The organism is Streptomyces sp. NPDC007164 (genome assembly GCF_040634135.1).
Taxonomy (GTDB): Bacteria; Actinomycetota; Actinomycetes; order Streptomycetales; family Streptomycetaceae; genus Streptomyces; species Streptomyces sanglieri.
In genome coordinates, this window is record NZ_JBEYFB010000036.1 from 33,888 (window position 1) to 50,215 (window position 16,328).

The following is a 16,328-nucleotide window of genomic DNA, read 5'->3' on the forward strand; positions in this document are numbered from 1 at the left end:
GACCGGCCGGTCCCGGACCCTGGTTCCGGTGCGGCACAGGCATGCGGGGACGCCTGTGCCGTCCGGAGAGGGGCCGGGACCGGCCGGGGGGTGGGAGGGCGCGCCGGGGGTGCGGTGCTGCGGCATTCCCCGACGGCTGCTGCCTTCCAACTTAGCCCTGTCCGGGCTCAACTCAGGGTGAACACCGCCACCGTACGTCCCGGGACGGTGAATCTTCCCGAACTCCTGTCATACGTGGACTTCTTGACAGTAGGATCCGCGCCCGCAGCCTGGACGGCGTGCAGTGCGTACCGCTTCCCCGCCAGTTCGGCGACCTGCTGCGTCGTGGTGCCGGGGGCCGCGTTGAGGACGACCACGAGCTTCCCGAGCCGCATGGTGATCACACCCGGGGTCTCGTCCTTCCCGGAGAGCGGGAAGGACAGGGCGGACTGCACCTGCCCGGCGGTGGCGAGGGAGAAGTCCTGCTCGGTGGAGCGGATGGTGAGCAGGTCCCGGTACGCGGCGGAGGCGCCGTCGATCTGCGCGCAGCCGGGGTTGAGCGAGGCGTCGGCCAGCAGCGGCCTCGCGTAGGACCACTTGGGCTCGTTGTCGGCGGCCGGCGGCAGCCCGCGGCCGAAGCCGTTGCCGTCGCGGCAGTCCCAGTGCAGGGCGTTGAACCAGTCGCCGCTGTCGTACGAGTTGCGGTCCAGGGACTTGGAGCGCAGCAGGTCGGTGCCCGACTGGGAGAGCGAGGGCCCCTGCGAGAGGGTGGCCGTCGCCATCGCCAGGACCTGCATGCGGGCCCGGTCGGCCGCCGGGGTGCCCGCCGGGAGCTTGAAGGCGAGCGCGTCGTACAGCGATTCGTTGTCGTGGGCGTCCGCGTAGGCGAGGGCGTCGCCGGGGGCCGCGGCGTATCCGGCGGGGGCGCCGTTGTAGTCGACTCCGGAGCCCTTGACCGTGCGGCCCGAGGAGTCGGTGAAGGTGTAGTCGGCGAGGTTGCCGGTGAGGCCGACCTTGATCAGGTCCTGGTAGTGGAGCAGCCGGGCCTTCTGTTCGGCCGTCGTGCCGTTGGCGGCCGAGGTGTTGGGGTCGGTGTAGAGGCCGGTGGCGAAGCCCTGCACGCCCGGGTCCTCGTCGAACGGGGAGCCGCCTCGTACGGCGTCGCGGGCCCGGTCGGAGAAGGTGGCGATGCCGGTGCCGGCCATGTTCTTCTGGGTGGCCTGGACGAAGCGGGCGTCGTCGGCGATCTCGCCGAAGTTCCAGCCCTCCCCGTACAGGATGATCTTCTTCCCGTCGACGCCGTCCTTGGCCACGGTCAGCGCGTCGAGCGCCTCGCGGACGGCGAGGATGTTCGCCCTGGGGTGGTGGCCCATCAGGTCGAAGCGGAAGCCGTCGACCTTGTACTCCTTGGCCCAGGTGACCACCGAGTCCACGACCAGCTTGCCCATCATGGTGTTCTCGGGGGCGGTGTTGGCGCAGCAGGTGGAGGTGGCGACGGTGCCGTCGGCCAGCAGCCGCTGGTAGTAGCCGGGCACGATCCGGTCGAGTACGGACTTGTCGTCCTGGCCGGAGGCGACGGTGTGGTTGTAGACGACGTCCATGACGGTCCGCAGACCGGCGTTGTTGAGGCCCTGCACCATCTGCCGGAATTCGACGGTGCGCCCGGTGCCGTTGGGGTCGGAGGCGTACGAGCCCTCGGGGACGGTGTAGTGCAGCGGGTCGTAGCCCCAGTTGAAGGCGTCCTTCGCGGCTGCCTTCGTCACGCAGGCCTGCTGCTCGGCGGAGTCGGGGGCGTACACGGAGAGGTCGCAGGCCGGCTTCTGCTGTGCGGACTTCTTCTCGGGGATGGTGCCGATGTCGAAGGCGGGCAGCAGATGGACGTAGCTGGTGCCGGAGTCCGCGAGCCGCTTGAGGTGCTTCATCCCGTCGGAGCGGGTGTCGGTGAAGGCGAGGTATTCGCCGGGGTGGGCCGAGGTGCGGTCCGCGATCGAGAAGTCGCGGATGTGCAGCTCCTGGATCTGTGCGTCGCGCAGCGGTACGGCGGCGGGCTTGCGGAGCGTGCTCCAGCCCCTGGGTGCGAGCTTCGCGTCGTCGAGGTCGACGACGAGGCTGCGGGCCGAGTCGGTGGTCAGGGCGGTGGAGTAGGGGTCGGTGACCTTGTTGGTGACGAGCCTCTGGACGGTGGGCGCCCAGACGTTCACGACGTACCGGTAGGGCTTGCCGGTCCAGTCGCGCCTGCCGGTGACGGACCAGACGCCGGTGCGGTCGTCGCGGCGCATCGGGACGGCCCTGCCGTCGAGTTCGAGCGAGACCGTACGGGCGGTGGGCGCCCAGACGGACAGGGTGGGCCGGCCGTGGCGGTCGAAGACCGGGCCGAGCGAGGCGCCGGCCGCGTGCTTGCCGTACAGGTCGTCGAGCACTCCCGCGCTCTGTACGCCGGTGGCCGCGAGCAGGGCGCCGTTGGCGGCGCGCTGGGTGGCGATCAGCTGACCGCGCAGCGCCTCACGGACCCTGTCCCGGTCCCGGGCGTCGACGGTGAACGCCGGGTAGTCCTTGAGGTTCGGATGCTCGGCCTTCTGGGCGTCGGTCAGCGCGGAGGGGGTGAGCCGCAGCCACTGGCCCTCGTCGGAGAGCGCCCCGTCGACGACGGAGATGCCGCCGTTCTTCGCGTGGACGAGCTGCTGGCTGGTGGCCCCGGTGGCCTTCACCTTCCATACGACGGTGTCGGCGTCGATCCACTGCGCCTCGGCCCCGGTGAGGTCGGGGGCGGGTGCGCCGCCGGTCTGGGGCAGCAGGTAGCCGAGGGTCGAGCCGAGCATCCAGACCTCGTGCCCGTAGGTGGCGAGGTCGAGCGACTGGTCGCTGGGGAGGTCCTTCTCGTCGCCCTTGTGCAGGATGTAGCTGAGCGAGGTGGCGCCGTCGGTGAGCGGCACCTCGAAGGTGACGCCGGAGGCGTCCTTCTGCGCCGGCTGGAGGGGCTTCGCCCAGTCGGTGGGGTTCTTGGCGCCGGTCCAGGTGTGCAGCCCCCAGCCGTCGTAGTCGCCGTCGGGCCGGTAGTAGTGCAGAACGGCCTTGGTGGTGTCCTGCGGCGGGTAGGCGCCGTCGGGGGCCTTGTCGGCCTGGCCGTCCTTGCCCTGCTCGATCCAGACCTGTCCGGTCCTGGCGAGTTCCACGGTGCGCTGCGGCCCGTCGGCGGTGCCGTCCTTCTCGACGGTGTACGGGAGGGTGGTGGCGCCTTCTTCGAGCTTGACCCAGGCGAACGCTCCGTAGGCGTCGCGTCCGGTGAAGCCGGCCGTGGTGTCGCCGGACCGGAGCTCGAAGCCCTCGTAGTCGCCGTCGGTGCGCTTGTAGTGGACGACGGCGTAGTCGCGTTCGACGGCCACGGGCTTCGGCTCCACCGGGGCCTGCCCGGCGGTGGTCGCGGCGAGGGCGCCGGCGGTGCGTCCGGTGCGGTCGACGACGACCGCCTTGTAGCGCAGCGGGGTGCCGGCCGCCACCTTGCCGTCCAGGTGCTGGGTGACCTTGTACGGGGCGTGGTCGGCGGAACCGAGCGTGGTCCACTCGCCGTTGCCGGTCTGCGCGGCGAAGACGACCCGGTTCAGCCCGCCGCCGTCGACGTCGGCGGAGATCTCGACGGTGCCGGTGGCCCCGGCGGCGGGCGCCTTCAGGGTGATCGAGGGCTTGGCGGCGGGGTCGTCCATCGGCTTCTCGGCGCGCAGTACGACGCTGGAGAGGGCGGGGACCGTGACGGTGACCTTCTTGTCGGAGCCGCTGCGGACGGTCGAGGAACCGCCGTACAGGGTGCGGAAGTTCATCCCGACGGATGCGGTGGGCAGCTCGACGGTCTTCGGGGCGGTGCCGTTGTTGGTGGCCACGAGGTACTCGTTGGGCTTCTCGGGGTCCGTGCGGGAGAAGGCGCGGACGGACCCTTGCGCGTAGCGCTCGGTCTGGACGCCGTCACGCAGGGCCGGGTTCTTCCGGGTGAGTTCGGAGAGCGCGGCGATGTTCCGGTACAGGGGGTGCTTCGGGTCGTACGCGTCGGTGGCGTGGGTGCGGTCGGTGCCCAGTTCGTCGTCGTCGAGGTAGTCGGCGGTCTTCGAGGCGAACATGGTCTGGCGGGCGTCCTTGTCACCGCCCGCGCCGGTGAAGCCCTGCTCGTCGCCGTAGTAGACGACGGGGTTGCCCCGCCCCAGGAACATCAGCTCGTTGGCGAGTTCGGCGCGTTCGACGAGTTCCGCGTCGTCGGCCTTCGGGTTGTCCTGTTTCAGGAACGTGCCGATGCGGCCCATGTCGTGGTTGCCGAGGAAGGTCACCTGCTCGTAGGCGTTGGCCCTCTCGGTGGTGTAGCGGTAGTCGTCGCCGAAGACGGCGGAGAGCTTCGAGGCCGGGGCGCCCTGGGAGGCGTACTGGCGTGCCGCTTCCTGGAAGGGGAAGTCGAGCGTCGCGTCGAGCCGGCCCCGGGTGACGTAGGGCGAGGTGACGGCGGTGTCGGCGGAGTAGACCTCGCCGAACATGAAGAAGTCCTTGCGGCCGTGCTTGGCCGCGTAGGTGTCCAGGGCGGTCGCCCACTGGGTCCAGAAGTCCAGGTCGACGTGTTTGACGGTGTCGATCCGGAAGCCGTCGATGTCGAAGTCGCGGACCCATTTCCGGTAGATGTCCGCCATGCCGGAGACGACCTCGGGCCGCTCGGTCCACAGGTCGTCCAGCCCGGAGAAGTCGCCGTACTCGGCGGACTCGCCGGCGAACGTCGAGTCGCCCCGGTTGTGGTACATCGCCGGGTCGTTGAGCCAGGCCGGGACCTTGTCGTTCCCGGTGTTCCGCGGGGTGTACGGGAACGAGTCCGCGTTCACCTTCGCCAGGCCCTTGCTGTCGTCGAACGGCCGGCCGTTCTCGTCCAGGTACGGGTAGGCGCCCTTCGGCCGGTAGCCGTAGGTCTTCTCGGCGTGGTCGACGGTGTCGGCGGTGTGGTTGGTGATGACGTCGAAGAAGACCTTCATGCCCTTGGCGTGGGCCCTGTCGATCAGCTTCGTCAGGTCGGCGTTGGTCCCGAAGTGCGGGTCGACCCGGGTGAAGTCGGTGATCCAGTAGCCGTGGTAGCCGGCCGAGGCGTCCTTGCCGGTGCCCTGGACGGGGCGGTTCTTGAAGATCGGGGCGAGCCAGATGGCGGTGGTTCCCAGGCCCTTGATGTAGTCGAGCCGCTCTGTCAGGCCCTTGAGGTCGCCGCCCTGGTAGAAGCCCTTGTCCGTGGGGTCGTACCCGGTCTCCAGGCGCGAACCGGTGAGCCCGCCGCGGTTGTTGGACCTGTCGCCGTCGGCGAACCGGTCGGGCATGACGAAGTAGAACTGCTCGCGGGTCAGGTCGTGCCGGGAGGGCGCCTGGGCGAGCTTCGCGTCCGAGGGCGGGCCCGGGGGTCTCGGCGCGGCCGACGCGGTTGCCGCCGGGACGACGGGGAGAAGCGCCGCGCAGAGTGCGGCGACGGCTCCCCGCCTGAGGGTGGAACGGGACACTGGCTGGGTCTCCTTGTGGACGGGTGGGGGGCTCGGGGTGGGGGGTCTCGGGGTGAGGGGGCTCGGAGTGGCGGCTCGGAGTGGGCGGTCTTCGTCGGGTGGCGGGGTGGGGGCGGGGGCCCGCCAGGGCGTCTCCTCGGACTGCGTGGACTCGTCCGGCACCGCGAGCGAGCCGTCCTGTCACTGCTTCGTCCTGCGGGGATCGCCCTGGTACGCCCCCGCCCCGGGGCGCCGCACATCACGGGGCGCCTCACGGTCTGCGGTGCGTCTGCTTCAGCCCCGGGCCCGGGTCACCTGGCGGTCCGGGGCGCTCCTGCCGGGTCAGGTGGCCGCGCAGGTACGGGCGTTCACCTGGAGGGCCAGTGCCGTGTTCGCGCCCAGGGTCGCGGTGAACTGGCCCGAGCCGTTCACCGTGACCCCGTTGCCGGACTGGATGTCGCAGTAGTCACCGGCGGGCAGCGAGGTCTGGAACGTACGGGTCAGCGCGGAGCCCTCGTGGTTGATCGCGACGTACGCCTTGGCGCCGCGGCCGAACGCGATCCGGTCGCCGCCGTCGTCCCACCAGTCGGTGACGGCCTCGCCGCGCGCGGTGTTGCGGAAGCCGACCATGGAGGAGATCTCGCGCCAGGCGTGCTGGCACTTCCAGCCGTCGATGTAACAGGCGTTCACCGTGCCGCCGTTGGGCGGGCCCGCGTCCTTGTCGGACCACTCGTAGCCGGAGTGCACGTCGGGCGAGCCGTACGGCCAGGCGAGCATGAAGACATTGGCGAGGGTGTAGTTCGCGCCGTCCTTGTAGTTCAGCGTGTCGCCGCCGCGCTCGGTGTCGTGGTTGTCGACGAAGACCGCGGCCTTCGACGAGGGCATGAAGCCCCAGCCCTCGCCGTAGTTCTTCAGATAGGCGAGGTTCTCGTTGTTGAAGACCTGCTTGAGGCCGCGGGCGTACCGGAATTCCTGGACGTCCCCGGTGCCGGTGTACTCGTCGGGCGAGACGGCCTCGCCCGCGCCGTATATCGCCTCCTGTTTCCAGTGGACGCCCGGGTCGCTCAGCCGTGACTTGATGTTCGCCAGGTCGGCGGCGGGCATGTGCTTGGCGGCGTCGATCCGGAAGCCGTCCACGCCCAGGGAGCGCAGGTCGTCCAGGTAGGCGGCGATCCGGCCGCGTACGTAGTCCTCGCCGGTGTCCAGGTCGGCGAGGCCGACGAGTTCGCAGTTCTGGACGTTGGCGCGGTCCTGGTAGTTGCTGATCTGCGCGGTGCAGTCGTCCATGTCGGCCGCGGAGTACACGCCGGGGTAGTCGTACTTGGTGTACGAGGAGCCGCCGGTGCCGGTGCCCGATCCGGCCGACATGTGGTTGATGACGGAGTCCGCGACGACCTTGACGCCGGCGGCATGGCAGGTGTTGACCATGGCGGCGAAGGAGGCGCGGTCGCCGAGCCGTCCGGCGATCTTGTAGCTGACCGGCTGGTACGAGGTCCACCACTGGCCGCCCTGGATGTGTTCCTGGGGCGGCGAGACCTGTACGTAGCCGTAGCCGGCCGGGCCGAGGGAGTCCGTGCAGGCCCTGGCCACCGAGTCGAACTTCCACTCGAAGAGGACCGCGGTGACGTCCTTGTCGCCGGGGGTGGACGCCTGGGCGGTCGTGGTGGGGGCCACGAGGGCGGCGGCGCCTGCTGCCAGGGCGAGCGCCGCGGACAGTGGTCTGCGTGCCATGTTTCCTCCTGCTGTGGGGGGAAATGCGGGTGACGGTGCAGCCTCACGTGGCAACGCGCCCTGCCCTCAAGGCTCCTGAAGGTTCTTGCTGCAAGAATGCAAACCTTGCCGCGACGCCGACCGTACGAGCCTGTCAGCCCTCGGTCAACCCTTTGGACATCGTCCGCTCACATCCAGGAAATACAGCAGTTTTCTCCCTGCAAGGTCTTACGCAAAACATTGCAGCGCTGTTAAGTTTCTCCCGACTCCGGTCCGGTCGGCCGGGGGTTCCGGCGATCCCGGACCCCACGCGCCCGGCCGGCCGGGCCGGTCACGGACAAGAGGGGCACCCGGGGTCGCTCACTCCCCGCAGGCCCATCCAGGGCCGATCCCCGGTGCCTCTCCTGTGCCGCCCGGCCCCGCGGGCCTCAGCAGCCCCGGAGTGCGGCGGTGGATCCCCGGACCACCAGCTCCGGCTGGAACACGTACTCCGTACGCTGCACGGGGCTGCCGCCGATCTCCTCCAGCAGGGCGCCCACCGCCGCCGCGGCCATCGCCTGGACCGGCTGGCGCACCGTCGTCAGCGGCGGATCGGTGAACGCGATCAGCTGCGAGTCGTCGAAACCCACCACCGACACGTCGCGCGGCACACCGAGCCCGCGCTCCCGGGCCGCGCGCACCACGCCCAGCGCCATCAGGTCGCTGCCGCAGACGATGCCCGTGCACCCCTGGTCGAGCAGCGCGCCGGCCGCGACCTGGCCGCCCTCGACGCTGAACAGCGTGGGACAGACGAGGAGTTCGGCTTCGGCCCGGTCCAGGCCCAGCAGGTTCACGACGGCGTCGACGAACCCCTCGCGCTTGCGGCGGGCCGGCACATAGCGCTGCGGCCCGATCGCCAGACCGACCCGGCTGTGGCCGAGGTCGGCGAGGTGCCCGACGGCCATCCGCACGGCGGCGGCGTCGTCGGGCGAGACGAACGGCGCGCTGATCCGCTCGTTGTAGCCGTTGATCAGGACGAACGGCACGCCGCGCTCGGTGAGCGCGGCGTACCTGGCCGGGTCGGCCGACATGTCGGCGTGCAGCCCGGAGATGAAGACGATCCCGCCGACGCCGCGCTCCACGAGCTGCTCGACGAGTTCGTCCTCGGTGGCGCCGCCGGGCATCTGGGTGCAGAGCACCGGGGTGTAGCCGTGCCCGGCCAGCACCTGCTCGACGGACTGCGCGAACGCCGGGAAGATCGGGTTGGTGAGTTCGGGCGTCACCAGTCCGATCAGCCCGGCGCTGCGCTGCCGCAGCCGTACGGGGCGTTCGTAGCCCAGGATGTCCAGCGCCGCGAGCACCCGCTGACGGGTGGTCTCCGAGACGCCCGGTTTCCCGTTGAGCACCCGGCTGACGGTCGCTTCGCTGACCGCTGCCTGGCCGGCGATGTCCGAGAGTCTCGGCGCACCGGACCCAGGGCCTCTCTTCCGGATCTTGCCGGGCTCGCGGGGGCCGGCACGCACATCTGCGGCGTTGTCGTCAGTCACCAACGCCCCGCGCTGGCTCCCTCCTCCGCCTTGCAGTTGCACGCACCGGCCCTCGCTCCCTGATCCGGCCTGATCCGGAAGAGAGGCCCTGGGCAGGGGAACCGTCACACCGTCCACCACACCGTGGTGTCCGCGGGCAGTTCGATCTCGGCGCCGTCGGTGACGACCGGGCCGCTGGACAGCAGGACGGTGCCGCGCACGGGGATGCGGACCGGACGGCCCGTCGTGTTGACGGTGCAGACGAAGCCGGGGCGGGCGAAGATCAGCAGCCCCTCGGGGGCCTGGAGCCACTCCACCGAGCTTCCGGCGCCGAGCCCCGGGTGTGCCCGGCGGGCGGCGATCGCGGCCCGGTACAGCTCCAGGGTGGAGTCCGCCACGCCGGTCTGCGCCTCCACGGACAGCTCGCCCCAGCCCGTGGGCTGCGGCAGCCAGCTGCCGCCGTCGCCGAATCCGTACGAGCCGCCCTCGCGGGTCCACGGGATCGGCACCCGGCAGCCGTCGCGGAACCCGTCCTGGCCCTCGGCGCGGAAGAACGACGGGTCCTGGCGGACCTCGTCGGGCAGGTCGGTGACGTCGGGCAGGCCGAGCTCCTCGCCCTGGTAGACGTAGGCGGAGCCGGGCAGGGCCAGCATCAGCAGGGTGGCGGCGCGGCCCCGGCGCAGGCCCAGCTCGCGGTCGCCGGCGGTGCGGATCTGGGTGCCGAGGCCGGGCGGGTTGGCGAACCGGGTGGTGTGCCGGGTCACGTCGTGGTTGGAGAGCACCCAGGTGGCGGGGGCGCCGACCGGGCGCATCGCGTCGAGCGAGGTGTCGATGACCTTGCGGAGCTCGGCGGCGTCCCAGGAGGTGGACAGGTACTGGAAGTTGAACGCCTGGTGCATCTCGTCGGGGCGCACGTAGTTGGCGGTGCGCTCGACGGTGGGGGTCCAGGCCTCGGCGACGGCGATCCGCCCGCCCGTCGCCCGCCGCCCCTCTGACGAAGGCCCTTCGGGCCCCATCGTATCGGGGTACTCGTCGAGGATGGTGCGCCAGGAGCGGTAGATCTCGTGCACCCCGTCCTGGTCGAAGAACGGCATGACGTCGTTGCCGAGCAGCTTGAGCTGGTCGTGGCTGCCGAGGTCGGGCAGGCCGGCGGCCTTGACGAGGCCGTGGGCGACGTCGACCCGGAAGCCGTCGACGCCCATGTCGAGCCAGTAGCGCAGGATCGAGCGGAACTCGTCGGCGACGGCCGGGTGTTCCCAGTTGAAGTCGGGCTGCTCGGGCGCGAAGAGGTGGAGGTACCAGTCGCCCGGGGTGCCGTCCGGGTCGGTGGTGCGGGTCCAGGCGGGGCCTCCGAAGACGGACTCCCAGTCGTTGGGCGGCAGTTCGCCGTCCGCGCCCTTGCCGGGACGGAAGTGGTAGCGCTCGCGCAGCGCGGAGCCGGGGCCCTCGGCGAGGGCGCGCCTGAACCACTCGTGCCGGTCCGAGGAGTGGTTGGGCACCAGGTCCACGATAATCCGCAGGCCCAGGTCGTGGGCGTCCCGGATCAGCCCGTCGGCGTCCAGCAGGGTGCCGAACATCGGGTCGATGGCACGGTAGTCGGCGACGTCGTAGCCCGCGTCGGCCTGCGGGGAGGCGTAGAAGGGGCTGAGCCAGACCGCGTCGACGCCGAGGCTCTTGAGGTACGGGAGTCTGTCGCGTACGCCTGCGAGATCGCCCATGCCGTCGCCGTTGCCGTCGGCGAAGCTCCGCGGATAGACCTGGTAGATCACCGCATCCTGCCACCAGCCGGTCTGGTGGGCCGCAGCGGCGCCGGACGTGCCGGTGGAGGGGGCAGCGAGGTGCTGGGTCATGTCATCCCTGGGGTGTCTGGGTGGGTAGCGGCTCCGGAGCCGGGTCGGGATTCCGGCGGCCGCCGTGACTGATGCGTGCGGGTCGTGCTGCGGTCGTGGCCTCCGCGCCTCAGCCCTTGACGGCTCCGGCGGACATGCCGGTCACGAGGTGCTTCTGCGCGAACAGGAAGACCAGGGCCGCGGGTATCGCGATGAGCACGGACGCGGCGGTCATCGGACCCCACTGGGCTCCGTACTGGTTGACGAAGAGCTGGAGTCCGCCGGCGAGGGTGAGGTTGTCCTCGCCGACCATGAAGGCGGAGGCGTACGCCACTTCGCCCCACGCGGTGATGAAGGAGTAGAACGCGGTGACGGCGAGGCCGGGCTTGGCGAGCGGCAGGATCAGCCGCCAGAACGTGCCGAACGGGGTGAGGCCGTCGACCTGCCCGGACTCGTCGATCTCGCGCGGGATGGTGTCGAAGAAGCCCTTCATCATCCAGGCGCAGAACGGCACCGAGATGGTGAGGTAGGTGATGACGAGACCGGCGGGCTGGTTCAGCAGCCCCATGCTCGCCATGATGTTGTAGATCGGCACGATGAGGACGGCGACCGGGAACATCTGGGTGACCAGCAGCGTCCACATCAGCCCGCGCTTGCCGGGGAAGCGGAAGCGGCTGACGGCGTAGCCGGTGGAGGCGGAGACGATGACGCCGAGGAGCGTGGTGAGTCCCGCGATGAGCAGGGAGTTGCCGAACCAGGTGAGGAACTTCGTGTTCTGGATCAGGTTCGTGTAGTTCTCGAACGTGGTCTCTTTGAAGAAGTCCGTGGTGGTCGCGAACGCGGCGGGCTTCAGCGAGGTGAGCAGGACCCACAGCACGGGGAAGACGGCGATCACGGACGCGACGACGAGCGTCAGGTGCAGGCCGGCGGAGGCCAGCGGCGAACGCTCCCCGCGCTGCCGGACCTTGGGCGCGGAGTGGCGCGCGGCGGGGGTGGGTGCGGTGGTGGTCACCAGTCGTCTCCCTGGGTGCGCAGGACTCGCCGGTAGACGGCGGCGAAGATCAGCAGGAGTACGAGGATCAGTACGCCCCAGGTGGAGGACTGCGCGAAGTCGCGCGGGCTGATCTCGAAGGAGAACTTGTACGCCTGGGTGACCAGGATCTGGGTGGCCTCGCCGGGTCCGCCGCGGGTCAGCAGGTAGATCACCGGGAACATGTTGAAGGTCCAGATGGTGGAGAGCAGGATCACCGTGGTGGAGACCGGCCGCAGTCCGGGCAGCGTGATGTGGCGGAACCGCTGCCAGGCGGTGGCGCCGTCCATCTCGGCGGCCTCGTAGTGCTCACTGGGGATCGACTGCAGTCCGCCGAGCAGGGCGACCATCATGAACGGCACGCCGAGCCAGACGTTGACGGCGATGACGGAGAACTTCGCCCAGGTGGGGTCGTTCAGCCACGGGATGCCGTCGATCCCGCCGCCGGAGAGGATCTTGTTGAGCAGCCCGCGGTCCTCGTTGTAGAGGAAGCGCCAGGCGAAGACGGAGACGAAGCCGGGGATGGCCCAGGGCAGGATCAGCGCCATCCGGTACGCGGAGCGGCCGGCGATCCGGCGGTTGAGAATGTTGGCGAGGGCCATGCCGAGGCAGAAGGTGATGGTCACGCAGGAGACCGTCCACACCAGGGTCCAGCCGAGCGTGCCGAGGAACTGTTCGCCGGTGAGTGCCTCGGTGTAGTTGTCCAGACCCACGAACTCGTACGTGGCGGGCAGGTGGTTGACCCCGATGGACCGCGCGACGTTGCGCTCGTTGGCGTCGGTCATCGACAGGTAGATGCCGCGGACCAGCGGGTATCCGATGATCACGCCGATCACGACGACGACCGGGGCGACCATGGTCCAGGCGTACCAGTGGGTCGACAGGGCCCGCCGGAGCCTGCCCGGCGGTGTGGGTGTGCCAGTGCCGCGGCTCCGGCCGCGGGCGACGATGTCGTCGCCCGCGGCCTTCGCCACCGACTGGCCGGTGTGGACAGCCATCAGCCGGCCTGCCTTCCTGTTACTTCCAGCCCTTGAGGAGCTTGCGGTAGGAGTCGCCGGTCGTCTTGGTGGCCTTCTCGGGCGTGGTCTGGCCGGTCAGGACCTTGGTGTACTCGGTGACGAGCGGGGCGAAGAGGCTGCCGGTCTCGGGGATCCAGGGGCGCTCGACGGCGGTCTCGACGACGGGCTTGAAGAAGCCGACGATCTCGTTGTCGACGACGTCCTGCCGGGCGTAGGCGGAGGTGCGGGTCGGCAGGAGGCTCAGCTCCTTGGTGACCTTGGCCTGGGTCTCGGCCGACGTCATGTAGTCGACGAAGGCGTAGGAGGCGTCGAGGTTCTTGGAGCCCGCGTAGACGGCCAGGTTGTGGCCGCCCTGCGGGGCGCCCTGCGCGGCGGAGCCGGCCGGGACCGGGGCGATACCCAGGTTGGCCTTGTCCTTGAACTCCTTGCCGGCGTAGGTGTCGGCGACGGCCCACGGGCCGTTGATCATCATGGCGACCTTGCCGTCCTTGAAGGACGCCTGCATGTTCTCCCAGCCGTCCGTGGCATCGGTCTTGGCCGCCCCGGAGTCGACGAGGTCCTTGACGACCTTCATCGCCTTGACGCCCGCGGGGTTGTCGATGGTGACGGACTTGGTGGAGGCGTCGACCATGTCGCCGCCCTCGCCGTACAGGAAGGAGAGGAACCAGTACGCGTCGTCGCCGCGCAGGTACATGCCGGTCTTGCCGGTCTTGTCCTTGATCTTCTTGGAGACGGTCTTCAGCTCGTCGACGGTCTTGGGGACCTCGACGCCGGCCTCCTTGAAGATCTTCTTGTTGTAGAAGATGCCCATGGAGTCGATGACCTGCGGCACCGCGTACGTCTTGTCCTTGTACTTGGTGGACGCGGCGGCCTGCTTGAGGAAGTCGTCCGAGTCCTTCAGCGCGGCGGTGCCGTCGAGCGGCGCCAGGTAGCCGAGGTCGGCGAACTCGGGGGTCCAGGCGACCTCGGAGCGGATGACGTCGGGGGCGTCGGAGCCGGACTGCGCCGCGTTCTTGAACTTGTTCTGTGCGTCGCCGAACGGCACGTTGACGTACTTGACGTCGACCTTCGGGTGCTTCTTCTCGAAGTCCTCGGCGATCTTCTTGAAGACCTTGTCCTCGCTGCCCGCGGTGGAGGTGTCCCACCACGTCACCGTGCCGGAGAGCTCGCCCGAGCTCTTGCCCGTGCCGCCGGACTCGTCGTCGCTGCCGCAGGCGGTCGCCGCGAGGGCCAGGGCCGCGACCAGGGCGGTGGCCGTTATGCCACGTCGCATCTGAACTCCTTCAACTGCCGTACCGCTCCGTCGCGGCGCCGGGTCGACGAGAACGTAACAAGGATGAAAGAACGCCGAAAGAGTTTGCGGAAGATTTCTGCAAGCGCCGACGATCGTTACATTCGCGTGTCCTCACGGTTGCCGTCAAGACCCTTGACGCAGGACGTCACGCCCTGACAGTGGCAGGCCACAGCCCACGAGGGTGCGGTGCGACGATCCGACCGGAGCCGACGGAACCGGCTCGCAAGACCTTGCAAGACGTTGCCGGTAAACCCCCGTGAACCGGCGCGCGGAGGCAGTCGTCCGATTCATGCCCATGGTGGGCAATCCGACATACGCCCGGTACAGTCCACTTCCATGACCGCACGGCTTGCCGATATCGCAACTCAGGCGGGGGTCAGCGAAGCGACGGTCAGCCGTGTACTGAACGGCAAGCCCGGTGTTGCTGCGGCCACCCGTGAATCCGTTCTCGCCGCGCTCGACGTCCTCGGCTACGAACGGCCCGTACGGCTGCGCAGGCGCAGCGCGGGACTGGTCGGCCTGATCACGCCCGAGCTGGAGAACCCCATCTTCCCCGCCCTGGCCCAGGTCATCGGCCAGGCGCTGACGCGGCAGGGGTACACGCCGGTGCTCGCCACCCAGAGCCCCGGCGGCTCCACCGAGGACGAGTTGACCGAGATGCTGGTCGACCGCGGCGTCTCGGGCATCATCTTCGTCTCCGGGCTGCACGCCGACACCTCGGCCGACATGCAGCGCTATGAGCAACTGCGCGCCAAGGGTGTTCCGTTCGTCCTGGTCAACGGCTTCTCGCCCAAGGTCCAGGCGCCGTTCATCTCGCCGGACGACCGGGCCGCGATGCGGCTCGCGGTGACACACCTGGTGTCACTGGGTCATCAGCGGATCGGTCTGGCGGTCGGCCCGAAGCGGTTCGTGCCGGTGCTGCGCAAGATCGAGGGCTTCCACGCCACCATGCGGGACCAGTTGGGCCTCGCGCCGGAGGCGGTGGAGGAGCTGATCCAGCATTCGCTGTTCACTCTTGAGGGTGGCCAGGCCGCGGCCTCGGCGCTGATGGAGCGGGGCTGCACGGCGGTGGTGTGCGCGAGCGACATGATGGCGCTCGGCGCGATCCGGGCCGCCCGGCGGCTGTCGATGCGGGTGCCGCGCGATCTGTCGGTGGTCGGTTACGACGACTCGCCGCTCATAGCGTTCACCGATCCGCCGCTGACCACGATCCGTCAGCCGGTGACGGCGATGGGCCAGGCCGCCGTACGCACGCTGCTCGAAGAGATCGGCGGCACGCCCGCTCCGCACAGCGAGTTCGTCTTCATGCCCGAACTGGTCGTTCGCGGTTCAACGGCAGCCGGCCCCGGGCCCGCTCCGGCCGCCACCGCCTGACCGCTCAAGGTTCCCACACCCGCCCCCTTCGCGCAGTTCCGGCACCCACGGATGTGCGGCCCGGCCCCGGCCGGAGGATGATCGGGCGGAAGGGCATTTTCTGGCAGACTCTGTGCCTATGGGTGAATTGAGAGTGACATCGAAGGAAGGCCGGTCGGAGGCCACCCCGTCACCCATCGTGGACGAGGCGGCCCCTGCGGCGAACGCGAAGCGGAGCACCGGACAGCGGCGTGACGGCGGCCCGGCGGGCCCACGTTTCCCGCTCGCCGCACTGCGTTCGCTGCGCTTCCCGCGCCGGCCGCGCATCTGGTTCGAAATCCTGCTCGTCGCGGCCAGTTACTGGGTGTACTCGCTGGTCCGCAACGCCGTCCCGGAACAGCGGACCGAGGCGCTGCGCAACGCCGACCGAATCTGGTCGGCCGAGAGGTACCTGGGCATCTCCGTGGAACAGACCGTCAACCACGCGGTGAATTCCGTGACATGGCTGATCGTCTCGATGAACTACTACTACGCGACGCTGCACTTCGTCGTCACGGTCTGTGTACTGGTGTGGCTGTTCCGCCGTCACCCCGGCCGATACGCGGCGGCCCGGCTGACCCTGTTCGCGACCACGGGTGTGGCGCTGCTCGGCTACTACCTGTATCCGCTGGCGCCGCCCCGGCTGATGAACGGCGGCCACTTCATCGACACCGTGCTGGTCCACCACACCTGGGGTTCGATGGCCTCGGGCAACTTCAAGAACATGTCGAACCAGTACGCGGCGATGCCGTCGATACACATCGGCTGGTCGCTCTGGTGCGGCCTGACCGTCTTCGCGCTGACCTCCGCGCCCTGGGCGCGCGTCCTGGCCCTGCTCTACCCGACGGTCACCCTGGTCGTCATCGTGTCGACCGCCAACCACTTCTGGCTGGACGCGCTGGGCGGTATGGCGTGCCTGGCCTTCGGTTACGCCGTCTCGTACGCCTGGTACGGCTCGCTGCCGCACCATCTGCCCAGGCGGGTGCCGCCGCCGCGCGGCAGGGCCCGGCTGGCGGGGCTGTCCGCGGGCGCGCCGGTCCGGGCCCGGCGCGCGACGGCGGGCGCGGCGGCGGGCCGTCGCTGA

At 69.9% G+C, this 16,328-nt stretch carries 8 protein-coding genes and 1 pseudogene; 2 read left to right on the forward strand and 7 right to left on the reverse strand.

Going from position 1 to position 16,328, the window contains the following annotated elements; genetic code table 11:
- Positions 1-167: 167 nt before the first annotated feature.
- The 7 genes and pseudogenes from pulA to ABZ622_RS31730 all read right to left on the reverse strand — a co-directional run bounded on the left by pulA (position 168) and on the right by ABZ622_RS31730 (position 13,831).
- Positions 168-5,486, reverse strand: coding sequence for a pullulanase-type alpha-1,6-glucosidase (pulA, locus tag ABZ622_RS31700; protein ID WP_360549074.1), 5,319 nt, complete (start codon positions 5,484-5,486; stop codon positions 168-170).
- Between the two features lie 333 nt (positions 5,487-5,819).
- A pseudogene (locus tag ABZ622_RS31705) lies at positions 5,820-7,196 on the reverse strand (alpha-amylase family protein); the annotation flags it as partial.
- A gap of 407 nt (positions 7,197-7,603) precedes the next feature.
- Complete coding sequence (locus ABZ622_RS31710) at positions 7,604-8,647, reverse strand: LacI family DNA-binding transcriptional regulator (RefSeq protein ID WP_360549130.1); 1,044 nt, start codon at positions 8,645-8,647, stop codon at positions 7,604-7,606.
- Positions 8,648-8,805: 158 nt separating this feature from the next.
- Entirely contained in the window at positions 8,806-10,530 is a 1,725-nt protein-coding gene (locus ABZ622_RS31715; protein ID WP_360549075.1) for a glycoside hydrolase family 13 protein, read from the reverse strand.
- Between the two features lie 109 nt (positions 10,531-10,639).
- Entirely contained in the window at positions 10,640-11,521 is an 882-nt protein-coding gene (locus ABZ622_RS31720) for a carbohydrate ABC transporter permease (RefSeq protein ID WP_360549076.1), read from the reverse strand.
- Entirely contained in the window at positions 11,518-12,537 is a 1,020-nt protein-coding gene (locus ABZ622_RS31725) for a sugar ABC transporter permease (protein WP_360549077.1), read from the reverse strand. The genes ABZ622_RS31720 and ABZ622_RS31725 overlap by 4 nt, the downstream gene beginning before the upstream one ends.
- A 19-nt stretch (positions 12,538-12,556) precedes the next feature.
- Complete coding sequence (locus ABZ622_RS31730; RefSeq protein WP_360549079.1) at positions 12,557-13,831, reverse strand: extracellular solute-binding protein; 1,275 nt, start codon at positions 13,829-13,831, stop codon at positions 12,557-12,559.
- 357 nt (positions 13,832-14,188) lie between these two features.
- Here ABZ622_RS31730 and ABZ622_RS31735 point away from each other — a divergent pair, with 357 nt between their 5' ends.
- Positions 14,189-15,226 carry a LacI family DNA-binding transcriptional regulator gene (locus ABZ622_RS31735; RefSeq protein WP_259929689.1) on the forward strand — a complete coding sequence of 346 codons (1,038 nt, stop codon included), beginning with the start codon at positions 14,189-14,191 and terminating at the stop codon, positions 15,224-15,226.
- Positions 15,227-15,344: 118 nt separating this feature from the next.
- Positions 15,345-16,328 (forward strand): phosphatase PAP2 family protein, encoded by a 984-nt coding sequence (locus ABZ622_RS31740; protein WP_360549082.1) that lies wholly within the window; start codon positions 15,345-15,347, stop codon positions 16,326-16,328.